The 21,278-nt window shown below is 64.9% G+C and carries 22 protein-coding genes; 9 read left to right on the forward strand and 13 right to left on the reverse strand.

From position 1 onward, the window contains the following. Positions 1-3 precede the first annotated feature (3 nt). Complete coding sequence (locus ACUXVX_RS11255) at positions 4-342, reverse strand: TraR/DksA family transcriptional regulator (protein WP_446308382.1); 339 nt, start codon at positions 340-342, stop codon at positions 4-6. Positions 343-433: 91 nt separating this feature from the next. On the opposite strand from ACUXVX_RS11255, the gene cysE reads away from it, so the two are divergent. After that, entirely contained in the window at positions 434-1,243 is an 810-nt protein-coding gene (gene cysE, locus ACUXVX_RS11260; protein WP_222492741.1) for a serine O-acetyltransferase, read from the forward strand. A gap of 6 nt (positions 1,244-1,249) precedes the next feature. Here the strand turns inward: cysE and ACUXVX_RS11265 are convergent, their stop codons facing one another. From ACUXVX_RS11265 to ACUXVX_RS11295, 7 genes are all read right to left on the reverse strand, one after another. Further along, positions 1,250-1,702, reverse strand: a complete 453-nt coding sequence (locus ACUXVX_RS11265) for a hypothetical protein (protein ID WP_446308383.1) — start codon at positions 1,700-1,702, stop codon at positions 1,250-1,252. Between the two features lie 116 nt (positions 1,703-1,818). Continuing rightward, positions 1,819-3,114, reverse strand: coding sequence for a pyruvate dehydrogenase complex dihydrolipoamide acetyltransferase (locus ACUXVX_RS11270; RefSeq protein ID WP_446308384.1), 1,296 nt, complete (start codon positions 3,112-3,114; stop codon positions 1,819-1,821). 12 nt (positions 3,115-3,126) lie between these two features. Beyond that, positions 3,127-4,506, reverse strand: coding sequence for a pyruvate dehydrogenase complex E1 component subunit beta (locus ACUXVX_RS11275; protein ID WP_446308385.1), 1,380 nt, complete (start codon positions 4,504-4,506; stop codon positions 3,127-3,129). Positions 4,507-4,521: 15 nt separating this feature from the next. Next, complete coding sequence (gene pdhA, locus ACUXVX_RS11280; protein WP_222492749.1) at positions 4,522-5,544, reverse strand: pyruvate dehydrogenase (acetyl-transferring) E1 component subunit alpha; 1,023 nt, start codon at positions 5,542-5,544, stop codon at positions 4,522-4,524. A gap of 205 nt (positions 5,545-5,749) precedes the next feature. Continuing rightward, entirely contained in the window at positions 5,750-6,052 is a 303-nt protein-coding gene (locus tag ACUXVX_RS11285) for an FtsB family cell division protein (protein ID WP_222469459.1), read from the reverse strand. 205 nt (positions 6,053-6,257) lie between these two features. After that, positions 6,258-7,151 (reverse strand): fructose bisphosphate aldolase, encoded by an 894-nt coding sequence (locus ACUXVX_RS11290; RefSeq protein ID WP_446308386.1) that lies wholly within the window; start codon positions 7,149-7,151, stop codon positions 6,258-6,260. Between the two features lie 138 nt (positions 7,152-7,289). Beyond that, entirely contained in the window at positions 7,290-8,468 is a 1,179-nt protein-coding gene (locus tag ACUXVX_RS11295; protein WP_446308387.1) for a phosphoglycerate kinase, read from the reverse strand. A gap of 117 nt (positions 8,469-8,585) precedes the next feature. Between ACUXVX_RS11295 and ACUXVX_RS11300 the strand changes: the two genes are divergently transcribed. The 4 genes from ACUXVX_RS11300 to ACUXVX_RS11315 all read left to right on the forward strand — a co-directional run bounded on the left by ACUXVX_RS11300 (position 8,586) and on the right by ACUXVX_RS11315 (position 11,537). Continuing rightward, positions 8,586-9,086 (forward strand): peptidylprolyl isomerase, encoded by a 501-nt coding sequence (locus ACUXVX_RS11300; RefSeq protein ID WP_222469456.1) that lies wholly within the window; start codon positions 8,586-8,588, stop codon positions 9,084-9,086. After that, on the forward strand, positions 9,079-9,684 hold the full coding sequence (locus ACUXVX_RS11305) for a peptidylprolyl isomerase (protein WP_446308388.1): 606 nt from the start codon (positions 9,079-9,081) through the stop codon (positions 9,682-9,684). The genes ACUXVX_RS11300 and ACUXVX_RS11305 overlap by 8 nt, the downstream gene beginning before the upstream one ends. 77 nt (positions 9,685-9,761) lie before the next feature. Further along, positions 9,762-10,730 carry a DUF3179 domain-containing protein gene (locus ACUXVX_RS11310; protein WP_446308389.1) on the forward strand — a complete coding sequence of 323 codons (969 nt, stop codon included), beginning with the start codon at positions 9,762-9,764 and terminating at the stop codon, positions 10,728-10,730. 327 nt (positions 10,731-11,057) lie between these two features. Beyond that, positions 11,058-11,537, forward strand: a complete 480-nt coding sequence (locus ACUXVX_RS11315) for a VOC family protein (protein WP_222469453.1) — start codon at positions 11,058-11,060, stop codon at positions 11,535-11,537. 20 nt (positions 11,538-11,557) lie between these two features. On the opposite strand, the gene ACUXVX_RS11320 is transcribed toward ACUXVX_RS11315, so the two are convergent. Continuing rightward, positions 11,558-12,415 carry an alpha/beta fold hydrolase gene (locus ACUXVX_RS11320; RefSeq protein WP_446308390.1) on the reverse strand — a complete coding sequence of 286 codons (858 nt, stop codon included), beginning with the start codon at positions 12,413-12,415 and terminating at the stop codon, positions 11,558-11,560. A gap of 209 nt (positions 12,416-12,624) precedes the next feature. Between ACUXVX_RS11320 and ACUXVX_RS11325 the strand changes: the two genes are divergently transcribed. The 4 genes from ACUXVX_RS11325 (at position 12,625) to ACUXVX_RS11340 (ending at position 18,746) form a co-directional block, all read left to right on the forward strand. Next, positions 12,625-13,833: a multidrug effflux MFS transporter gene (locus ACUXVX_RS11325; RefSeq protein ID WP_446308391.1), complete on the forward strand. Its 1,209-nt coding sequence runs from the start codon at positions 12,625-12,627 to the stop codon at positions 13,831-13,833. Between the two features lie 143 nt (positions 13,834-13,976). Next, entirely contained in the window at positions 13,977-17,141 is a 3,165-nt protein-coding gene (locus ACUXVX_RS11330; RefSeq protein WP_446308392.1) for a methyl-accepting chemotaxis protein, read from the forward strand. Positions 17,142-17,169: 28 nt separating this feature from the next. Beyond that, positions 17,170-18,222 carry a chemotaxis-specific protein-glutamate methyltransferase CheB gene (gene cheB, locus ACUXVX_RS11335; protein ID WP_446308393.1) on the forward strand — a complete coding sequence of 351 codons (1,053 nt, stop codon included), beginning with the start codon at positions 17,170-17,172 and terminating at the stop codon, positions 18,220-18,222. Then, entirely contained in the window at positions 18,219-18,746 is a 528-nt protein-coding gene (locus ACUXVX_RS11340; RefSeq protein WP_446308394.1) for a chemotaxis protein CheD, read from the forward strand. Before cheB ends, ACUXVX_RS11340 begins: the two co-directional genes overlap by 4 nt. A 320-nt stretch (positions 18,747-19,066) precedes the next feature. Here the strand turns inward: ACUXVX_RS11340 and ACUXVX_RS11345 are convergent, their stop codons facing one another. From ACUXVX_RS11345 to ACUXVX_RS11360, 4 genes are read right to left on the reverse strand one after another with little or no spacing between them, the layout of a single operon-like run. Next, positions 19,067-19,456 (reverse strand): hypothetical protein, encoded by a 390-nt coding sequence (locus tag ACUXVX_RS11345; RefSeq protein ID WP_446308395.1) that lies wholly within the window; start codon positions 19,454-19,456, stop codon positions 19,067-19,069. After that, positions 19,453-19,839: a response regulator gene (locus ACUXVX_RS11350; protein WP_222469447.1), complete on the reverse strand. Its 387-nt coding sequence runs from the start codon at positions 19,837-19,839 to the stop codon at positions 19,453-19,455. Before ACUXVX_RS11350 ends, ACUXVX_RS11345 begins: the two co-directional genes overlap by 4 nt. A gap of 4 nt (positions 19,840-19,843) precedes the next feature. Further along, positions 19,844-20,776, reverse strand: coding sequence for a CheR family methyltransferase (locus ACUXVX_RS11355; RefSeq protein ID WP_446308396.1), 933 nt, complete (start codon positions 20,774-20,776; stop codon positions 19,844-19,846). Then, positions 20,773-21,243: a chemotaxis protein CheW gene (locus tag ACUXVX_RS11360; protein WP_222469445.1), complete on the reverse strand. Its 471-nt coding sequence runs from the start codon at positions 21,241-21,243 to the stop codon at positions 20,773-20,775. The genes ACUXVX_RS11355 and ACUXVX_RS11360 overlap by 4 nt, the downstream gene beginning before the upstream one ends. Between the last annotated feature and the right edge of the window lie 35 nt (positions 21,244-21,278).

The following is a 21,278-nucleotide window of genomic DNA, read 5'->3' on the forward strand; positions in this document are numbered from 1 at the left end:
GGGTCATCCGCGGGCACAGGACATGCAAAGCGCCACCGCCGGCTCTTGTTCCAGCCGGGCGGCGGCGATCTCCTCCCCGCAATCGGTGCAAAAGCCAAACTCCCCCTCATCCAAGCGCGCCAGAGCAGCCCTGATCCGCCGCTCCTCGGCCAGGCGCATCCGGCTGGCGGCCTGTGCCATGGCCTGCGATTGCAGCGCATCCATCCGGCTAAGCCGCCCGACGGATTGCTGATCAAGCTCCACCACCTTCTTGCCACCCCGTCCCAGCGCCTCACCAGCGGCGAGCTCTTCGAGCCGCGCCAACAGGTGGGCGCGAAATGCCTGTTGCCTCTCCCCCTCCATCACCGCTCCTTTTCCTGCGCATCAGTCTTTGCAATTGGCCAGACGGGCCTATCTGGGCTAGAAGGCTAACAGCACGCGCAAGGACATGACCATGGCCCAGACCAAGAGCAAGCTGAGCGAAGTCGATCCCGTATGGGATCGGATCATCCGCGAGGGGGAGGAGGCAATTAGCCTCGAGCCGCTTCTGGGCGGGCTCATGCACTCTTGCGTTTTGCACCACAAATCCATGGAGCAGGCGCTGGCCTTCCGCATTTCGATGAAGCTGGCGTCGGGCGAAATGTCGGAGCAGCTCCTGCGCGAAATCGCCGATGAGGCCTATGCCGCCGACCCCGCGATCGGGCAGGCCGCACGGGCCGATCTTGTGGCAGTCTACGAGCGCGATCCGGCCTGCCACCGCTTTCTTCAGCCGCTGATGTACTTCAAGGGTTATCAAGCGATCCAAGCCTATCGCGTAGGCCACTGGCTGTGGAAGCAGGGGCGCCACGACATGGCTTATTTCTTCCAGATGCGGATTTCAGAGACCTTCGGAGTCGATATCCACCCGGCCTGCCGTGTGGGAAAAGGGATCTTCCTCGATCACGCCCATTCCATCGTATTCGGCGAAACTGCGGTTGTTGGCGATAACGTCTCGATCCTCCACTCGGTAACCCTCGGCGGCACCGGCAAGGAGGATGAAGACCGTCATCCCAAGATCGGCGATGGTGTGCTGATCGGGGCAGGGGCCAAGGTGCTCGGCAACATCAGGGTAGGCTGCTGCTCGCGCATCGCCGCAGGCTCGGTGGTGCTGCACGACGTGCCGCCCGAGAGCACCGTGGCGGGCGTTCCGGCCAAGATCGTTGGCAAGGCTGGCTGCTCGCAGCCGTCCGTCTCGATGAACCAACTCCTTGGCGGTGCCGACTAGGGCCAATCACCACAGATCGTCGACGAAATCCCAGGCGCTGCCAGCGGCTTGCTTGCCCGTTCCCAGAATGCTCTGGGCCATCTTGTTCACTGATTTCGCGGCATTCACGGCCTTGTCTGCCCCGAATTTGGCCACCTTGCCGCCAATCCGGGCGGCCTTGTCGACGACCTTGGCCAGCCGGTTCAAGAGGCTGTCGACAAATCCGATGAGCGGTTTGAGTAGCGATACCGCCTTGCCAATGATCTTGGTCAGCGTTTTCAGCAGGCGCGACTTCGCAGAATGAAGCAGGCTGGTGGCGGACTTCACCCCGGTCTTGGCAATCGCGAGCAACGTTTCATGCACGGCCCGAGCAATGCTTTTGACGCCGCCCAGCACGTTGGCAAGCGGCGGGTAGAGCGGGCTTTCCTTGATGGTCTCTGCAACGGCGGACTCGACCTCCGCGAGGCTCGGAATGTTCATAGCAATCTCTCATCATCAAAATTGAATGCAGAGAGCGTAAGCGCTTTGGCCATTCTGGCAAGAAAAAAGGCCGCGCGAGGGTATCGCGCGGCCTTGTAGCTGGCTCTGACCGTGGCTCAGGCGAGCATCACCATCGGGTTTTCGAGGTTTTCCACCAAGGCCTTGAGGAACTCGGCCCCAAGCGCCCCGTCGATCACCCGGTGATCGACCGAGAGCGTCACGCTCATCACAGTGGCCACGGTCAACTCGCCATCGGCGCCCACAACCGGCTTCTTCACGCCCGAACCCACCGCGAGGATCGCGCCATGGGGCGGGTTGATGACCGCGTCGAAGTTGTCGATCCCGAACATACCGAGGTTGGAGATGGCAAAGGTGCCGCCCTGGTACTCATGCGGCGCGAGCTTGCGGTCGCGGGCACGGGTGGCGAGGTCTTTCATCTCCGCCGAAAGGGCCGAGAGGCTCTTGGTGTCGGCATCCTTCAGCACCGGCGTGAACAGACCGCCCTCGATGGCAACGGCCACGGCCACATCGGAGGGCTTCAGCTTCAGCACCCGGTCACCGGCCCAAACGGCGTTGCAATCGGGCACGGCCTGAAGCGCCAGCGCACACGCCTTGATGATGAAGTCGTTCACCGAAAGCTTCACGCCGCGGCCTTCCAGCTGCTTGTTCAGCTGGCTGCGGAACTTCAGCAGCGCGTCGAGCTGGATATCACGGCGCAGGTAGAAGTGCGGTATCGTCTGCTTCGCCTCGGTGAGACGCGCGGCAATGGTCTTGCGCATCCCGTCGAGCTTGACCTCTTCGTACTCGCGTCCCTCGTACATCTTGGCGATGGCATCGGCAGAGGGGCCAGCGGGTGCTGCAGCGGCGGCGGCAGGGGCCTTGGCCTCTTCCTTCGCAGGGGCCGCGCCGGGCTTGGCGTTCTCCACATCCGATTTCACGATCCGCCCCTTGGGGCCGGAGCCTTTGATCGAGGCAAGGTCGATGCCCTTGTCGGCGGCAATCCGGCGGGCCAGCGGCGAGGCGAAGATGCGCTCGCCATCCTTTGACGGTGCCGCAGGGGCGGCGCTTGCAGCAGGGGTAGAGGCAGGCGCTTCGGCCTTTGCCTCTTCCTTGGCCGGCGCCTCGGACTTTGGTGCAGAGCCGCCTTCCTTGATGTCATCGGCGCTTTCGCCCTCTTCGAGGAGCACGGCGATGGGGGTGTTCACCGCCACGCCTTCAGTGCCTTCCTCAATGAGGATCTTTCCAATGACGCCTTCATCGACCGCTTCGAACTCCATTGTCGCCTTGTCGGTCTCGATCTCTGCCAGCAGGTCGCCGGAAGAGACGGTGTCGCCTTCCTTCACCAGCCATTTCGCAAGGGTGCCCTGCTCCATGGTGGGCGAGAGGGCGGGCATCAGAACTTCTGTGGGCATCGCTCTCTCTCCTTACCGGTAGGTCACTTTTTTCACGGCTTCGATCACCTCGTCGGTGGTCACCAGCGCGTGTTTTTCGAGATTGGCGGCGTAGGGCATCGGCACGTCCTTGCCGGTGCAGTTGATCACCGGAGCGTCGAGGTAATCGAAGGCCTCCTGCATGAGCACCGAGGAGATATGCCCGCCGATGGAGCCCACCGGCCAGCCTTCTTCGACCGTCACGCAGCGGTTGGTCTTCATCACCGATTTGATCACCGTGGCCGTGTCCATCGGGCGCAACGTGCGCAGGTCGATCACCTCGGCGGATATGCCGTCCTCGGCAAGCTTTTCTGCCGCTTCAAGGGCATACTGCATCCCGATGCCGAAACTGACCAGGGTCACATCATCGCCCTCGCGCCAGATCTTTGCCTTGCCGAAGGGGATGGTGAAGTCATCAAGCTTGGGCACGTCGAAGGTGCGCCCGTAGAGGATCTCGTTCTCAAGGAAGATCACCGGGTTGGGGTCGCGGATTGCGGTCTTCATCAGGCCTTTGTAGTCGGCTGCCGAGTAAGGCATCACCACCTTCAGGCCGGGGATCATGGCGTACCATGCCGCGTAGTCCTGACTGTGCTGGGCTGCCACGCGGGCTGCTGCGCCGTTGGGGCCGCGGAAAACCATCGGCGCGCCCATCTGGCCGCCCGACATATAGAGAGTCTTTGCCGCAGAGTTGATGATGTGGTCGATCGCCTGCATGGCGAAGTTGAAGGTCATGAACTCCACGATCGGGCGCAGGCCGCCAAAGGCTGCACCCGTGGCGATGCCGGCAAAGCCGTGCTCGGTGATCGGCGTATCGATCACCCGCTTGGGGCCGAACTCGTCGAGCATGCCTTGGGAGATCTTGTAGGCGCCCTGATACTCGGCAACCTCCTCGCCCATCAGGAAAACGTTTTCATCCTTCCGCATTTCCTCGGCCATCGCATCGCGCAGGGCCTCACGGACGGTGGTTTGCACCATCTCGGTGCCCTCGGGCCAATCGGGCGAGGCATCAACCTTCAACTCGGTCGGCGCCTCGGCCTCGGGCTTCGCGGCCGCGGGGGCAGAGGGTTCTTGTTTGGCTTCAGCGGGTTCGCTGCTGCCGGAAGATACGTTTTCGGCGGCAGAGGCATCTTCGCCCTCTTCGAGGATCACCGCGATGGGGGTGTTCACTTTCACCCCTTCGGTGCCCTCGGACACGAGGATCTTGCCGATGGTGCCCTCGTCAACGGCCTCGAATTCCATCGTGGCCTTGTCGGTTTCGATCTCGGCCAGGATGTCGCCGGACGACACGGTGTCGCCCTCCTTCACCAGCCATTTTGCAAGCGTGCCTTCCTCCATCGTCGGGGAAAGCGCGGGCATGAGCAGTTCGGTTGCCATCTCTCAGTTCTCCCCTCAGGCTTCCTGCGGCGCCACGTCGGCGTAGATGTCCGTCCAGAGCTCCTCGAGCGCGGGCTCGGGGCTTTCCTTGGAGAACTCGGCGCTCTCGTTGACGATGTCCTTGATCTCCTTGTCGATCCCCTTGAGGTCATCTTCGGAGGCGTGCTTGCCTTCGAGCAGCATGGCGCGGACGCGCTCGATCGGGTCGCGCTCCTCGCGCATCTTCTGCACCTCCTCACGGGTCCGGTACTTGGCCGGGTCAGACATGGAGTGGCCGCGGTAACGGTATGTTTTCACTTCCAGAATGTACGGGCCTTCGCCCGAACGGCAGTGCGCCACGGCCTTCTCGCCGGCTTCCTTGACCGCCAGCACATCCATCCCGTCGACGATCTCTCCGGGGATGCCGAATGGCGCGCCGCGGGTGTGGATGTCTTCGGTCGAGGTGGAGCGGTTCTGCGAAGTGCCCATGGCATACTGGTTGTTCTCGATCACGAAGATCACCGGCAGCTTCCAGAGGGCGGCCATGTTGAAGGTCTCGTAGACCTGGCCCTGGTTGGCGGCACCGTCGCCGAAGTAGGTGAAGGTGACGTTGTCGTTCTCGTTGTACTTGTCGGCAAAGGCGAGGCCTGCGCCGAGCGGCACCTGCGCGCCGACGATGCCGTGGCCGCCGTAGAAGTGCTTCTCTTTCGAGAACATGTGCATCGAGCCGCCCTTGCCCTTCGAGTAGCCGCCTTCACGGCCAGTGAGCTCGGCCATCACGCCTTTCGGGTCCATACCGCAGGCCAGCATGTGGCCGTGGTCGCGGTAGGATGTGATGCGCTTGTCGCCTTCCTTGGCAGCGGCTTCGAGCCCAACCACAACGGCTTCCTGACCGATGTAGAGGTGGCAGAACCCGCCGATCAGGCCCATGCCATAAAGCTGGCCGGCCTTTTCCTCGAACCGGCGGATCAGCAGCATGTCGCGGTAGTAGGCGAGCAGGTCGTCCTTCGATGTGTTGGACTTCGCGGGTGTCTTTCTGGTGGTCTTCCGAGCCGCCATGGCAGCCTCTCCTCCCCGAGTCTTGAAAAGTAGTTTAACGTTGAACCATGTCTTAGCATTGCCCTTCCGGACATGCACATGAAATTTTAACGCAGACGGGAGCGGCGGCGTTCCGCCTGTATTGACAGGCGGTTAACGGACCGAGCGGTGGGGGAAGGAGGCGTGCAATGGCCGCGCTTGCGATGCCGCAGCGCAGCAGGGAAGGTCAGCGAATGACGATTTCGTCGGCGCGGATCAGGCCCAGCACGTCGCGCGCCTGCTGATCGAGCAGGTCGAGGTCGAGGTAGTCATCCGACATGCGGCGCGCCTTGTTGCGCAGTGCGGCAACCTCAACTTTCAGACGTTCCCGCTCTGCCTTCAGCTCGCTCGCCTCGGCTTCGATCTCGATGCGCCGGAACAGGCCATAGTCGCCCTGAACCGCCGCGAAGGTGAAGTAGAGACCAAGCGACAGGGTGACGGCGAAATAGATCACCACCCCAAATGCCGGACGTCTGCGGGAAACTGCCATACCGTTGTGCCTCTTCGTACGGGCCTCTTTGCGGACCTCGTGCAATGAATCTGACACACTCCGGCGGTCAAGTGAATCCCCTTTCTGCTCCGATCACCCGAAAATGCACTGAAATCAGTGGCAAACAGGTTAACGGTGCGGTCAGGGGCGTGCGCAGGGCCGTTTCAGCGCCGCCTTGCGGGGCGGCGCCGTGGGCAGGCGCAGATCAGCCGGCGACGGAGGCCGCGTGGATCGAGCCGATGGCGGAGCCGAGAGTCTCGTTGAACTCGCTGTCAGACTGGTCGTCAGACAGGCCCTCGGTCAGCGCGCGGGAGAAGCTGGCGACCATGCCGGTGTTCTGCGCCAGCCGGGTGTTGGCCTCCTCGCGAGAATAGCCACCCGAGAGTGCGACGACCTTCAACACGCGCGGATGGTCGATCAGCGGCTTGTAGAGGTTTGCCTCTTCCGGGAGGGTGAGCTTGAGCATCACGTCCGAGGTGCCGGGCAGGGCATCAAGCCGCTTGAGGATCTCGTCGCGCAGCAGCGCTTCGGCCTCGGCCTTGTCGGGCGCGTTGATGTTGATCTCGGGCTCGAGGATCGGCACCAGCCCATGCTCCACCACCTGCGCGCCAAGCTCGAACTGCTGTGCCACATTGGCGGCAATCCCTTCGGCGTTGGCGGCATGGATCACCGAGCGCTCCTTGGTGCCGAAGATGCCCTTGTCGGCAGCGCGGGTGAGCAGCTCGGAGAGGCCGGGAATGGGCTTTATCAGCTGAACGCCATTGGCCTCTTCTTCCAGCCCCTTGTCGATCTTCAGGAAGGGGACAACGCCGCGGTCTTCCCACAGGAACTGCGCCGAGGGCTTGCCTGCGATGTCGCGGTCCATCGTCTTTTCGAACAGGATCGCGCCGATCACCTTGTCTCCCGTGAAGGCAGGGGCGGTGGCGATGCGTGAGCGCATCTCGTGGATGAGGTCGAACATCTCGTCATCATTGGCATAGCGCTCTTCGGAGACGCCGTAGAGCCGGAGCGCCTTGGGGGTGGAGCCCCCGGACTGGTCGAGCGCGGCGATGAAGCCCTGACCTGCGGCGATCTTCTGTTTTTGCTCGGCGTTCGGCATGGGTCCGTCCCTCGTTTGTGACCTTCGGGCAGAGGGATAGCGGCGGGCGCGGGGGAAGGCAAAGGTGATTGCGCTAACGCCCGTTCCGGGCCGCCGGGGCGACGAGTTTCTGTAGCAGAATTCGTGGTCCGGTCAGCCTCAGCCCCCCAGCGCCGCGACGCCGGGCAGGGTCTTGCCCTCCATCCACTCCAGAAACGCGCCGCCGGCGGTGGAGATATAGGTGAACTGGTGCACCGCCTTGGCGTTGTTGAGCGCCGAGACGGTATCGCCGCCACCGGCCACGGTGATCAGCTCGCCCCGGTCGGTCAGCGCACCGGCCTGACGCGCGGCGGCATAGGTGGCGGCGCCGAAGGGCATGATCTCGAAGGCGCCGAGCGGGCCGTTCCAGATGACCGTTTCGCTCTCGTCGAAAATTTCACAGATCTTCGCCACCGTCTTCGGCCCGGCATCGAGGATCATGCCCTCTGCCGGGCAGGCCTCGGCGGGGCAGACCTTGTGCGGGGCGCGGGCCTTGAACTCTTCGGCCACCACCACGTCCACCGGCAGGTGGATCTGGCAGCCAGAGCCCTTGGCCTTTTCGAGGATTTCCAGCGCGGTGCCGGTCATCTCGGCCTCTGCGAGCGACTGGCCGATCTCGTGGCCTTGCGCCAGCAGGAAGGTATTGGCCATGCCACCACCGATGATCAGGTGGTCGACCTTGTCGAGCAGGTTGGAGAGCAGGGTGATCTTGGTCGAGACCTTCGCGCCGCCGACCACGGCGGCCACCGGGCGGATCGGGTCGCCCAAAGCGCCCTCCAGCGCCTCCAGCTCCTCCTGCATGTTGCGGCCCGCGCAATTGGGCAGCAGATGCGCCACGCCCTCGGTGGAGGCATGGGCGCGGTGGGCGGCGGAGAAGGCATCATTGCAGTAGATGTCACCCAGCGCGGCGAGTTCCTTGGCGAAGGCCGGATCGTTGGCCTCTTCGCCGGGGAAGAAACGCATGTTCTCCAGCAGCAACACCTGGCCCGCAGAGAGCGTGGCCACGGCGGCATCCCAGCCGCCATCGGCGAAGGCCACTTTTTGGCCGAGCGCCTCGGAGAGGGCGGGCACGACCTGCTCCAGCGACATCTCGGGCACCACCTTGCCCTTGGGCCGCCCGAAGTGCGCCAGCAGGATCGGCTTGCCGCCCTTGGCCAGAATATCCTCGACGGTGGGCACGATCCTGTCGATGCGGGTGGTGTCGGTGACTTTGCCGCCATCCATCGGCACGTTGATATCGACCCGCACCAGCACGCGCTTGCCGCTCAGGTCCATGTCATCAAGGGTTTTCCAGGCCATGCGATCCTCCATCTGTCGCCCCGTTCTCGCTGGTTTGATCGGCGCGGTCAACGCGGGGGTTTCCCTTTGGCAGCGCGCCGCATAGGGTGCCCGCGACTTATGACTGAGGAGGCGCGTATGGCCGAGATCAAAGACCCCGAAAACACCATCCTGATCGAGCTGGACGGCGGCACCGTGACCGTCGAGCTGCTGCCCGATGTGGCCCCGCAGCACTCTGCCCGGATGAAGGAGCTGGCCCGCTCCGGTGCCTATGACGGCGTGGTGTTTCACCGCGTGATCGAGGGCTTCATGGCCCAGACCGGCGATGTGGCCCACGGCAAGGCAGGCGGCGACCTGCGGCGCGCGGGCACCGGCGGCTCCGACCTGCCCAATGTGCCGGCCGAGTTCAACAAGCTGCCCTTCGATCGCGGCGTGCTGGGTGCGGCCCGCAGCCAGAACCCCGACAGCGCGAACAGCCAGTTCTTCATCTGCTTCGATGACGTGCATTTCCTTAATGGCAATTACACCGTCTATGGCCGGGTGATCGACGGGATGGAGCATGTCGATGCGATCCCGCGCGGCGAGCCGCCTGCGCAGCCGGGCGTGATGAAGAGCGTGAAGGTGGCGGCAGATGTCTGACAGCAAGGTCTTTGCGGGCGGGCTCTTTGCCGTGGGGCTGGCCTTTCTGGCGGCCTTCTTTCTGTTCACCAACGGCACCGTGACCGAGGCCGCAGCGGCCGAAGATACCGCCGGGCCGAATATGGTGATCACCGTGGCTGGCAAGGGCGATGTGGTGATCGACCTGCGCCCCGACCTCGCGCCGCAGCATGTGGAGCGGATCGTGGAACTGGCCGAGTCCGGTGCCTATGACGGCGTGGTGTTTCACCGCGTGCTGGAGGGCTTCATGGCCCAGACCGGCGATGTGCAGTTCGGCAAGGGCGACGACCTGAGCCGTGCGGGCACCGGTGGCTCCGATCTGCCTGATCTGCCAGCGGAATTTTCCGACGCGCCCTATGTGCGCGGTGCCGTGGGCATGGCGCGGACCAACGACCCGAACAGCGCCAACAGCCAGTTCTTCATCATGTTCGCTCCGGCGGAGCATCTGAACGGGCAATACACCGTGGTCGGAAATGTGCTGGAAGGCATGGAGGTGGTCGATGCGATCACCCGTGGCATGCCGGGCAGCGGCATCGTCGAGACCCCGGACGTGATGGAGAGCGTGACCATCACACAGTGACGTAAACCCTGCGTGAGCGGGGTTTGTCGAGACAATGGCCCATGGCATCCTTGCCCCGATCAGGGAGGGAGGATGCCATGGGTTTTCTTTTTCGGGCAATGGCTTGGCTGTTTTTGAGCGCCGGGCTGGCCGCGGCTGATCCGGGGTTCTGGAAGCACGAATGGCCGCGCACCGACTTTTCCAGGACGAGCGTGAAGAGCTGGGTCGAGATCCTCTCGGGCGGGCCGGGGAAGGATGGGATTCCGGCAATCACGGGGCCGGAGTTCAGGGCGGTGAAGGGCGCGAAGCTCTCGGCGCGGGAGCCGGTGATCACTGTGGAAATGGGCGGCGAGGCGCGGGCCTATCCGCTGCGCTACCTGATCTGGCATGAGATCGTGAATGACCGGATAGGCGGGGTGCCGATTGCGGTAACCTATTGTCCGCTCTGCAATTCTGCGCTGGTCTACGACCGGCGGCTGCGCGGGCGGGAGCTGGAATTCGGGGTGACGGGCAAGCTGCGGCATTCGGATATGGTGATGTATGACCGGCAGACCGAAAGCTGGTGGCAGCAGGCTCTAGGCACCGCCATTGTGGGGGAGCTGACCGGGGCGGAGCTGAAGGCGGTGCCGAGCTGGATGGAGAGCTGGGAGAGCTTCGCCACGCGGCACCCGAAGGGGCGGGTGATGGCCGAGCCGCGGCACAATCGGCCCTATGGGCAGAACCCCTACAAAGGCTACGACAGCTCGAAAAAGCCCTTTCTTTTCAACGGAGAAATGCCGCCGCACGGGGTGCCGCCGCTGCTGCGCGTGGTGCGCGTGGGCAACCGGGCCTGGCCGCTGACGCGGGTGGCTGAGGCGGGCGAGATCCGGGAGGCGGGGGTGGTGATCTCTTGGGCCGCCGGGCAGGCCAGTGCGCTCGACAGCGCCGCCATCGCCAAGGGGCGCGACGTGGGCATGATACGGGTGCGCGACAAGGCTGGGCGGGATGTGGCCCACGACCTGATGTTCGCCTTTGCGTTTCACGCGTTTTACCCGCGCGGTGAGTGGATGTTAGCCGAGAGCCGCTAAGATCCGGTTAACGGCGCGAAATTGCATGGCAAATCAATGGGATGCCGGAGGTTTGCAAAGTTTCTGCCTTGCGGCATGGCGGGGTCAGGCTCGGCTCCGCATCCAAGCGGTTTTTCGGCCTAAGGCCAGAGGGTTAAGCGGCGACCCTGTTGCAAATGGGGTAGGGAAATACCGGATGCACAAGTGATGCACATCCAATGCACATTCCATGCATATCGCAGGTGCAGCATGATTTTCTGCGCCTGCATTGCAAACCCCTGGTCCGGGCCATTGACTCCGCGCGGTTTTCTCATGTAGGTGGATATCAACCTAAAATGGGAGGCCAGCATGACCATAGCGAAGAACACCATCTGCCTTTGGTACGATTCCGACGCCGAAGGGGCGGCCCGGTTTTATGCCGAGACCTTCCCCGACACTGCGGTGGAGGCGGTGCACAAGGCGCCGGGCGACTTTCCCGGCGGGACCAAGGGGCAGGTGCTGACGGTGCAGTTCACCGTGCTGGGCATTCCCTGCCTCGGGCTGAACGGCGGGCCGATCTTTTCACACAGCGAGGCGTTCTCGTTTCAGGTGGCGACGGACGATCAGGCTGAGACCGACCGGTACTGGGAGGCCATCGTCGGCAACGGCGGTAAGGAGAGCGCCTGTGGCTGGTGCTCCGACCGCTGGGGCATCCACTGGCAGATCACCCCGCGCGTGTTGACAGAGGCGATGGCGCAGGGCGGCGCGGTCGCCGAGCGGGCCTTTGCCGCGATGATGGAGATGGGCAAGATCGACGTGGCGAAGATCGAGGCGGCGGTGAAAGGGTAGGGGCGATGCACTGCGCCGGGTCAGACCCCGGCAGAGGCGAACTCCGCCAGCAGCGCGTTGAACCGCTCCGGCTCTTCCCAGAACGGCGCGTGGCCGGAGTTTTCGAACACATGGGGCTCGGCATGGGCGAATTCGGCGGCGCATTCATCGAAGATCGGGCGCGGCATGACCCGCTCGTGGGCGCCCCAGACCACGAGACAGGGGTTTATCGTGGCCCGCGCGGCGGGGCGATAATCGGCGTGGCGCTGGCGGGTCTGGCCACGAATTTCGGGCGGGCACATCATGTTGAAGCCGAGCATGGCGGCAAAGTCGGCTTCGGAGGGCTGCTGGTGGAAGCAGGCGCGCAGGAAGGCCTGCGTGGCCGCGAGGTTCTCGGGAAGCACGTCGGAGAGCATGCCCTTGGCGAGCACCGCCTCATCGGCCATGCGCAGGGCGCGGGCCTCGGGCGGGATGAACTTGCCGGACGTCGGGCCGGTGCCGATCATCGCCGTGGCCCGCAGCGCGGTATCGCCGTGCAGCGCGAGGTAGTCGCAGAGCGCCTTGCCGCCCATCGACCAGCCCAGCAGCAGCGGGCGGTGCAGCGAGAGCGCTTCGATCACCGCCGCGATGTCGCCGCCCCAAGGCTCGGAGCCATCGTAGGCATCCGGCGCGGTGGGCTTGTCGGAGGCACCGTGGCCGCGCAGGTCGAACCCCACCATGCGGAAGCCTGCCAGCTCCGGCGCGGCGAACTGCCGGGCGAAGGAGAGGTGGCTCTGCGACCAGCCGTGAACGAAGAGGATCGGCGGGCCATCGGGCGCGCCATATTCGGCCACAGCAATGGACGTGCCGCCGTGTCCGGCAATGCGATGGGTGGCGAAGGGGGTGGGCAGGTCTGTCATATCGGTCTTTCGCCTTTGGCGCGGGGCTGGCGTTTTGGTTCGGCTCAGGGATGGCGTTTCAATTTGGCTCAGGGCTGCATTTGTCAGCAGACACATGACGGGAGCAAGAATTTTTGCCCGTGCCTCTGGACGGGGCGGCCCAAGTCGCTAGGTTCCGCGCAACGCCGCGCCGCAGAATGCCCGCGCGCGCTCATCTGAAAGGACAGACCATGCAACAGGCCGCTGCCCGGCCAGAGGGCCTTTTCCGCTCGGCGCTCATCCTCGGCCTGATGTCGATGGTGGGGCCTTTCGCGATCGACATGTACCTGCCGATGATGCCCGAGATCGGCGTGGCGCTCGGCGTGGACGAGGCCGCGATGGGGGCCACGATCATCGGCTATTTCATCGCCTTCGGCCTTGCCCAGTTGATCTATGGCCCGTGGGCCGACCAATCGGGGCGGCGGTTGCCGATCTACTTCGGGCTCGGGGTCTTTGCCATCGGCTCGGTGGGCGCGGCGATGGCCGGGAGCCTCGGCACGCTGGTGGCCTGGCGCTTTGTGCAGGGCCTCGGCGGGGCGGCGGTGATGGTGGTGCCACGGGCGATCATCCGCGACATGCACACCGGCGCGGCGGCGACCAAGATGATGGCGCTGATCATGCTGGTGATCTCGGTCTCGCCGATGCTGGCGCCGCTGGCCGGCTCGGGCGTGGCCGCCGTGGCGGGCTGGCGCGCGATCTTCTGGGTGCTGGCCGTGGCCGCCGTGGCCTGCGTGACGCTGATGCATTTTGCGCTGCCGGAGACCCTGCCGCCGGAGCGCCGGGTGAAGGTGAACGTGGCCGCGCTGACCCGCGTGGCGGGGATGCTGCTGCGCGATGCCAAGTTCATGGGGCTGACCTTTGTCGGCGGCTTCGGGATGGCGAGCTTTTTCATCTTCATCGCGCTGGCGCCCTTTGTTTACACACAGGATTTCGGCCTGACGCCGACCCAGTTTTCGCTGGCCTTTGCGGTGAATGCGGCCGGGTTCTTCGGCGCCAGCCAGGCCGCCGGGCCGCTGGCCGACCGGCTCGGGCTGACCCGGGTGGTGCTGGGCGGAGCGACCGGCTTTGGCCTTGCCACGGCAACGCTCTTTGCGGTGGTGGCGACGGGCGGCAGCTCGCTCGTGGTGGTCATGGCGGGGCTCTTCATCGGCAACGCTTTCCTTGGCCTCGTGATCCCGACGACGATGGTGATGGCGCTGGACGATCACGGCGAGAACGCGGGCATGGCCTCGAGCCTCGGCGGCACCTTGCAGATGGTGGCGGGCGGGGTGGCCGTGGGCTTCGCGACGCCCTTCCACAATGGCACCGCCACGCCGATGATCGCGGCCATCGCGGCCTGCGGTCTGGCCTCGGCCACGCTGGCCTGGGTGGTGCTCTCGCGGGTGCGGCAGGCGGCCTGAGCCGCGCGGGCTGACGATTTCCGGGCAGGGTTAAGCCTATTTTAGCACCCTTCGTGCATTTCCGGTCCTGAGGTCCGGCCGCCGCGTGTTGCGCGGGCCGGACGTTCAGGATCTGGAGATTTTGCATGCCCCTGCTGCGCAACATGAAACTGCGGACAAAGCTGCCGCTGCTCATCTCTCTCACGGTTGCCATCACGGTTGCCGGCTTTGTCGGCCTGCTGGCGATGCAAGGCTGGAAGAACGCCGAGGAGGCGGCCAATGCGCGGCTGAAGAGCACGCTGGAGCAGGATCAGGGCGCGGTGCAGGAGTGGGTCGACCGGATCCGGAACGACCTGCAGTTCAACTCCACCGAGGGCACGGTGCTGGCCGCGCTGAGCAAGTTCACCGGGGCGTTTGCCGCGATGGGCGATGACCCGGTGGGGGAGTTGCAGCGCATCTACATCGAGGAAAACCCGCATCCGCTGGGCGAGAAGCACCTGTATGACTTCGCGCGCGACGGCTCGGGCTACTCGATTGCGCACAAGCGGTTCCATGGCTTCTTTCGCGCGCTGCAGCAGACGCGTGGCTATTACGATGTGTTCCTCTTCGATGCCGAGGGGAACCTCATTTACACCGTGTTCAAGGAGTTGGATTTTGCCACCAACCTGATGGAGGGGCCGTGGGCCGACAGCGGGCTCGGCGAGGCGTTTCGCGGTGCGGTGGCCAAGGCGGGCAGCGAGGATGCGGTCACCTTCGTCGATTTCGCACCCTACGGGCCCTCGCACGGGGCGGCGGCGGGCTTTGCCTCCATCGCGCTGACCGGCGAGGATGGCACCTTGCTGGGCGTGCTCGCGGTCCAGATGCCCACCGATCAGATCGCGCCGATGGTCAGCACGAACGACATCAGCCACAGCGGCATGTCGATGATCATCACCGGCCCAGACGGCCTGCCGCGCAACCACGTGGGCGAGGCCGGGCTGGAGCCGGTGAGCAGCGAGGCGCTGACCCGCGCCCATGCCGGCGAGCGCGGCCAGATGCGCGGCACCCTCAGCGATGGCAGCACCGGCCTTGCCGTTTATGGCCCGATCGATCTCGGCGCCTTCACCTGGGCCATCACCGCCGAGATGACCGATGCCGAGGCCTTTCATGCGATCAACCGGCTCATCACCTATTGCGCCATGGCGGGGGCCGGCCTGCTCGTCTTTGCCTCGTTGGTCGGCTTTGGCCTGTCGCGCGGGATCGTCGCGCCGGTGAACGGCATGCGCCGCGGCCTCGAAGATCTGGCCCGTGGTGCCTATGAGCGCGCAATTCCGGGGGCCAACCGCGGTGACGAGCTTGGCGAGATGGCCCGCAGCGCCGAGGTGCTGCGCGGCGCCCTGCAAGAGGCCCGCGCTGCCGAGAAAGACAACATCTTTCGCGGGGCAGGATTTCAGGCCAGCTCCGCCCCGATGCTCATGCTCGATAGCGATCTCTGCGTAACCTACGCCAATGACGCGGCAGTGGAGTTCATGCAAAAGAACGCCGGGGTCTTTGCCGCCGCCGGGCTCTTCGACGGCTCCGAGGACCTCACCGGGCAGAGCATCGACCGTCTGATGCCCAATCCTGACAGCCTCGAGCGCGCCGTAGCCAGCCCCGAAGAGCTGCCGCGCAGCCTGTTCTTCCGCCTCGGCGATACGCGGCTCTCCATGCGGGTGGGCGCCGTGGCCGATGAAGCGGGGCAGATCATCGGCTCGGTGGTCGAGCTGAGCAATGCCACGCAGGAGTTCATGGACAGGGCGCTGATGGTCACCATCGACAGCTTTTTGGCGACCATCAAAATGGATCGCGAGGCGCGGATCTTCGAGGTCAATGACACCATGGCCACTGTACTCGGGCGCCCGGCCGAAGGGATGGCCGGGGCAGCGGCGCTGGATGTCTTTGAATTCGACGCCGATCTCGCCGAGCAGAACGGTGCCGTGCTGGACCGTTTGGAAAAGGGCGACTCCGTCTTTGGCCTGTTCCGCCTACGCGGCGCGGACGGGGCGCTGCACTGGCTCCAAGGCGGATTCGCCCCTGTGCTCGATACTGATGGCCAGCCCGCCATGTACCTCTTCATGGGCTCCGACATCACCGCTGACCGGGAGAAATTGCTGTCGGCGGAGCAAGAGCAGCTGCGCCTCGCCGAGGCCCAGGCCCAAGTGGTCGATGGGCTTCGGATCGGCCTCAATGCGCTTGCGGAGGGCGACCTGACCCGCGTGCTGGAAGAACGGTTTGCCGAGGATTACGAGGAGTTGCGGCTCAACTTCAACGAGGCCGCTGGCAAGCTGCGCGAAGCCATCGCCATGGTGATGGAGAATGCAGGCGTCATTCACCGCGAAATCGGCGAAATCGCCTCATCCGCCGACGATCTGTCACGCCGCACCGAGCATCAGGCCTCGACCCTTGAAGAGACCGCCGCCGCCCTCGATGAGCTGACCTCCAGCGTGCGCTCGGCCTCCGAGGGCGCTGACCGGGCCAACAAGATGGTCAGCGAAGCCCGCGGCAATGCCGAACAGGGCGGCCAAGTGGTGAGCGAAGCGGTCGCCGCGATGGGGCAGATTTCGCAGAGCTCCGATCAGATCTCCAAGATCATCTCGGTGATCGAGGACATCGCCTTCCAGACCAACCTGCTGGCCCTGAACGCGGGCGTCGAGGCCGCCCGCGCAGGCGAGGCCGGTCGCGGCTTTGCGGTGGTCGCCTCAGAAGTGCGGGCGCTGGCACAACGCAGCTCCGATGCTGCACGCGAGATTTCCGGCCTGATCTCCTCTTCCGGTGATCACGTGAAACGCGGAGTCGAACTCGTCGGCCAGACGGGCGAGGCCCTCAGCGGGATCGTGACCAGTGTGAGCGATATCGCCGCCCATGTCTCCGAAATTGCCCGGTCGGCCAAGGAACAGTCCAGCGGGCTCGACGAGATCAACACAGCGATGAACCAGCTTGATCAGGTGACCCAGGAAAACGCGGCCATGTTCGAAGAGACGAATGCGGCCAGCCAGTCGCTCTCGGGCGAGGCCAATGCGCTGAAGCGCACGATGAGCCGCTTCCGCATCGGCGATGCTGCAGCCGAGCTGGCCCCGGCACCGTCGCCCGTGAACAGACCCGACGCCGTGCCAGAGCCGGCGAGCACTGGCGGCATAGGCGAGACCGTGACGGCAGAGGCTTCCGAGGAGGCACCAGCGGCACCCGCCTTGGAGGGGGTACCCGCCACCCCGACCTTTCGCAGCGGGCGCACAAGCCCGCCGCCCGTAAGCTCGGATGGAAACGCGGCCCTTGCTGTCGACCCGGCCGACGAAGACTGGGAAGAGTTCTGAGCGGCGCAGGTCCTGAGGGGTGAAGCACGTGTCGGATTTGGCCGAGAAGCGCCGGGTGGTGATCGTCGATGACAGCGCCAGCATGCGCGCCATGCTCGCGCGCCTGCTCCTCGCGGATGGACGTTTCGAGGTGGTGGGCGAGGCTGGAGACCCGTTCGAGGCCCGAGCAGTTATCAAATCCACCCATCCGCATGTGGTGACGCTCGATGTGGAGATGCCTCGGATGAACGGGCTGAGCTTTCTGGAAAAGATCGTTTCGCTCCGGCCTCTGCCGGTGGTGATGCTGTCGTCGGGCACCGTCCCGGGCAGCGACATGGCGATTGAGGCCCTTGCCCTTGGCGCCATCGACTGCCTCGGCAAAGATGGCTTCGGTCGGCCTGAGAAGGCCGCCGATGTTGCCGAACGCATCTTCGAGGCGTCACTAGCCCGTGTGGAGCCCCGGGCCTCACGGCCCGTACCGGTGAGCCATACCGAGTTCACTTGGAACGGAAAGATCGTACTCATCGGCTCCTCGACTGGCGGGGTCGAGGCGCTTGAGCGGGTGCTGGGTGCAATGCCCTCCAACGCCCCGCCGATCGTGGTCGTTCAACACATGCCGGCGCAATTCATGGAGAGCCTTGCTCACCGCCTCTCGGGCCGTCTTGCCCCACGTGTAGTGCTCGCGCGGGACGGAATGGCCCTGACCCAAGGCATGATGGTCTTCGCCCCCGGCGGACAGTGCCACCTCGAGCTGGTTGCGGGCACCGGGGCAGGTGCCATGCCGCGTTGCAGACTTGTGGAGGGCTCCCTCGTCAGCGGGCACCGCCCATCCGTCGATCACCTTTTTGGCTCAGCGGTGCATGTCGCACCGCGCAGCCTCGCGATCCTCCTTACCGGCATGGGGCAGGACGGCGCGAAGGGGATGCTGGCACTGCGTGGCGGTGGAGCGCGTACCCTCGCACAGAGCAAGGAAAGCAGCACGGTCTGGGGTATGCCCCGCGTGGCCTGGGAAACAGGTGCGGCCGAGGCGCTCGTGCCGCTTAATGACATCGGCGGTCGGATATTGCAGATCTGTGGGCGAAGGGGCGGGAAGCCAAAATGATATCACGCGAGAAAACACAGCATGTGGCGCAGGGGGAGTTCGGCGTATCGGCGGACCCGGACATGTTGCTGACGACAATCCTTGGTAGCTGTGTCTCTGTCTGCCTGTGGGACAATCAGGCGCGGCTCGGCGGGATGAACCACATCCTTCTGCCGGGTGGCGGAGGAACCGATCTCTACGAGGCCGCTGTTGGCGCGAATGCCATGGAGCTGCTGATCAACGGGATGCTGAAGGCAGGTGCCCGGCGAGACAGTCTGGAGGCAAAGATATTCGGCGGTGCGCGCATGATCGCGGCGCGCTCGGACATCGGAGCGCGGAACGGGGCTTTTGTGACGGAGTTTCTCGAACGTGAGAATATTCCGCTGATGGGGCAATCCCTGGGTGGCACCCAAGGGCGCCGCGTGCAGTTCTGGCCCGAAAGCGGGCGGGCGCGCCAGATGCTGATCGCGAAGTTTGAGGAGCCCGCAGCGCCGACACCGGCCCCCGTGCCTGCGGCGGCAGAGGATGACCTCGAGCTGTTCTGAAGCGTAGAGCAAGACATGCTGAGGCTCCCGGCAAACCTTGTGTCAGGCCGGTCGGAACCCAGACGCTGGAGTGGAACCTGTCGAACACGGCCCGCCCAGAGATTTGCTGGCGGAACGCAATATCGTTGAAACGATGCCGACGCCGGCTGAAGGAGCGTTAACTGGCGGATTAAGGCGGGTTTGCAGAGCCTTGATTACGACGTCGGATCCTGACGATCCCTCTTTCTGGAGATGGGCGGTGATCCAAGGTTGAGAACCTTAGATGTAAGCTGCATGAAGCGGGGCGCAACAAGAAAGGCGCGAGGCTCCAGCGATCTCGCTCAGAAGAAATCGATCTCGCCGCTCGGTTGTTCTTGTTCGAGCGCCGCCTCGCCGCCTTGGAGGAGCGCGATGCGGCAGCTTTCGAGGCGGAGGAGATCGGCGAGGGCTGCGATGTCGATGTGGTCGTTCCGGCCAGCGGCGTCGGCGGCGAGGTGGGCGGCGGCGCGGAGGTCGTCGAGGGTCTGGTGGATCAGGTCGAGGCCCTGCAATTCGCGCAGCTGGGCGCGTGTGGGATGGCCTGCCTGGGTCAGGAAACTCCCGAGGTCGTCCTGCATCTGGGCGGTGCGGCCGGCGAGTCCATCGAGCGTGTCGGCCAGCCGGGCGAGGAGTGCTGAGATTGGCAGGTCAGCCGCGGCCGGACCTTGGGTTGCGAGTGCGCCACGGCTCATAGCCGGCCTACCACGGCTTCCATGCAGGCGTGCAGATCCTTGGGCTGGAACGGCTTCTTGATGAAGTTGTTCATGCCGAGCGCGCGGCCGGTATCGATGATCTGCTTGTCGGCCTTGCCGGTGATCAGGATGAAGCCGATGCCCTTGAGGCGGGCATGGGTGCGCAGGGCCTTCAGCAAGTGAAGGCCATCCATGCCGGGCATGTTGTAATCCGAGATCACGAGATGCGCAGGCTTCTTCTCCAGCTCGGCGAGGGCGGCGTTGCCGTCGGCGGTGTAGCGGACGTTGGTCACGCCCATGGCGTCGAGGGCTTGCAGGATCAGGCCGCGGCTGGTGGACATGTCGTCGACCACCATGACGTGCAGTTTTTCGCGGAGGGACATCGGGTTACTCCTGATGGGGGCCGGGGCGTTGCGGGACGTGGGGCTGAGCAGCTGGTCCGAAGGCGAAGGCGGTTTGCCCGACCTGGCGGAAGGGGGCGCCCAGGCCTGGATCGATGCGTTCGGAATGGCCGAGGTAGAGCATGGCGCCGGGGGTGCAGAGATGGGCGAAGCGGGTGATCAGACGGTTCTGGGTGGGCTGATCGAAGTAGATCATGACATTCCGGCAGAAGATCGCATCGAACTGCCCCTTCATCGGCCAGTCGCCCATGAGGTTCAGGTGGCGGAAGGCCACGAGCTTGCGGACCTCGTCGGCGACCACCATGTCACCGCCGCCGGCGGGGCGCAGGAACCTGTCACGCCCGCTCGCCGCGAGCGGTGTGACCAGATCGGCGGCATAGGTGGCGGCGCGGGCGGCGGCCAGGATTTGGGTATCAATGTCGGTGGCGAGGATGCGCAGATCGTGCCGCGCGGCCTCGGGGAACTGCTCAAGCACCACCATGGCGAGGCTGTAGGGCTCCTGCCCGGAGGAGCAAGCGGAGGACCAGAGGCGGACGCGGCCACCCTGACGGGCGCGTGCAATGAGGCCGGGCATAACCTCGCTTGCGAAGTGCTCGAAATGGTGGCTTTCGCGAAAGAAGCTGGTGACATTGGTGGTGAGCGCCGAGATCAGGTGTTCGCGCTCGTTGGCGGCATTGGGGCCCTGCACCAGCGCGATGTAGTCATCGATGCTGCCGAGCTTCAGCGCCCGCAGCCGCTTGCCGATGCGGGAGAAGACCATGGCGGATTTTTCCGGCACGATATGCAAGCCCGCCGCCTCGCGAGCCATGCGGGCGATGGCGTCGAACTGCGCGCGCTTTTCCGGCGTGAGCGGCTCGGGGCCGCCCCCGGCGAAGGCCTGCACCGCGCCGGCCGGAGAGGAGGGGAGTGCGACGTTCACGCGGCCTCGGCATCGACATTGGGCAGGACTGCGGCGAGATCAAGCACGCGCAGCATGCGTTCTTCATGGATGGTGAGCGCGCGCACGCATTTCAGCGAGCCGTCGGACGACATGTCGGGCGGGGCCTGTAGCTCGGCTTCGGAGACGGCGAAGATGTCGGAGACCGCATCGACCAGCAGGCCCACGGTATCATCGCCGGATTGCACCACGACGATGACGTTGCGGTCGTTCTTTTCGCCCGCCGCGATGCCGAGGCGTTTCGCGAGGTCGATGATGGGCAGTACGGTGCCGCGCAGATTGATGACACCGCGTACGTAGGGCGGGGCGTGGGGCAGGGGGGTGGCCTCTGTCCAGCTGCGGATCTCGCGGACCGAGATGATATCGATGGAATATTCCTGCGTGCCGACGTGGAAGCTGAGCAGCTCCTGACGCGTGGGATCGTGGGCGTTGTCATCGGGTGTGGTCATGGTCTTGTCCTGCTTCTGTCCGAGGGTGGGCCTTG

This window comes from Vannielia sp. SX4 (assembly GCF_052828525.1).

Coding starts and splice junctions, on each gene's coding strand:
- ACUXVX_RS11325 (WP_446308391.1), top strand. CDS start 12,625: ATGCAACAGGCCGCTGCCCGGCCAGAGGGCCTTTTCCGCTCGGCGCTC.
- ACUXVX_RS11275 (WP_446308385.1), bottom strand. CDS start 4,506: ATGGCAACCGAACTGCTCATGCCCGCGCTTTCCCCGACGATGGAGGAA.
- ACUXVX_RS11290 (WP_446308386.1), bottom strand. CDS start 7,151: ATGCCGAACGCCGAGCAAAAACAGAAGATCGCCGCAGGTCAGGGCTTC.
- ACUXVX_RS11255 (WP_446308382.1), bottom strand. CDS start 342: ATGGAGGGGGAGAGGCAACAGGCATTTCGCGCCCACCTGTTGGCGCGG.
- ACUXVX_RS11350 (WP_222469447.1), bottom strand. CDS start 19,839: ATGTCCCTCCGCGAAAAACTGCACGTCATGGTGGTCGACGACATGTCC.
- cysE (WP_222492741.1), top strand. CDS start 434: ATGGCCCAGACCAAGAGCAAGCTGAGCGAAGTCGATCCCGTATGGGAT.
- ACUXVX_RS11305 (WP_446308388.1), top strand. CDS start 9,079: ATGTCTGACAGCAAGGTCTTTGCGGGCGGGCTCTTTGCCGTGGGGCTG.
- ACUXVX_RS11310 (WP_446308389.1), top strand. CDS start 9,762: ATGGGTTTTCTTTTTCGGGCAATGGCTTGGCTGTTTTTGAGCGCCGGG.
- ACUXVX_RS11300 (WP_222469456.1), top strand. CDS start 8,586: ATGGCCGAGATCAAAGACCCCGAAAACACCATCCTGATCGAGCTGGAC.
- ACUXVX_RS11360 (WP_222469445.1), bottom strand. CDS start 21,243: ATGACCACACCCGATGACAACGCCCACGATCCCACGCGTCAGGAGCTG.
- ACUXVX_RS11285 (WP_222469459.1), bottom strand. CDS start 6,052: ATGGCAGTTTCCCGCAGACGTCCGGCATTTGGGGTGGTGATCTATTTC.
- ACUXVX_RS11270 (WP_446308384.1), bottom strand. CDS start 3,114: ATGCCCACAGAAGTTCTGATGCCCGCCCTCTCGCCCACCATGGAGCAG.
- ACUXVX_RS11345 (WP_446308395.1), bottom strand. CDS start 19,456: ATGAGCCGTGGCGCACTCGCAACCCAAGGTCCGGCCGCGGCTGACCTG.
- ACUXVX_RS11340 (WP_446308394.1), top strand. CDS start 18,219: ATGATATCACGCGAGAAAACACAGCATGTGGCGCAGGGGGAGTTCGGC.
- pdhA (WP_222492749.1), bottom strand. CDS start 5,544: ATGGCGGCTCGGAAGACCACCAGAAAGACACCCGCGAAGTCCAACACA.
- ACUXVX_RS11265 (WP_446308383.1), bottom strand. CDS start 1,702: ATGAACATTCCGAGCCTCGCGGAGGTCGAGTCCGCCGTTGCAGAGACC.
- ACUXVX_RS11330 (WP_446308392.1), top strand. CDS start 13,977: ATGAAACTGCGGACAAAGCTGCCGCTGCTCATCTCTCTCACGGTTGCC.
- ACUXVX_RS11295 (WP_446308387.1), bottom strand. CDS start 8,468: ATGGCCTGGAAAACCCTTGATGACATGGACCTGAGCGGCAAGCGCGTG.
- ACUXVX_RS11315 (WP_222469453.1), top strand. CDS start 11,058: ATGACCATAGCGAAGAACACCATCTGCCTTTGGTACGATTCCGACGCC.
- ACUXVX_RS11320 (WP_446308390.1), bottom strand. CDS start 12,415: ATGACAGACCTGCCCACCCCCTTCGCCACCCATCGCATTGCCGGACAC.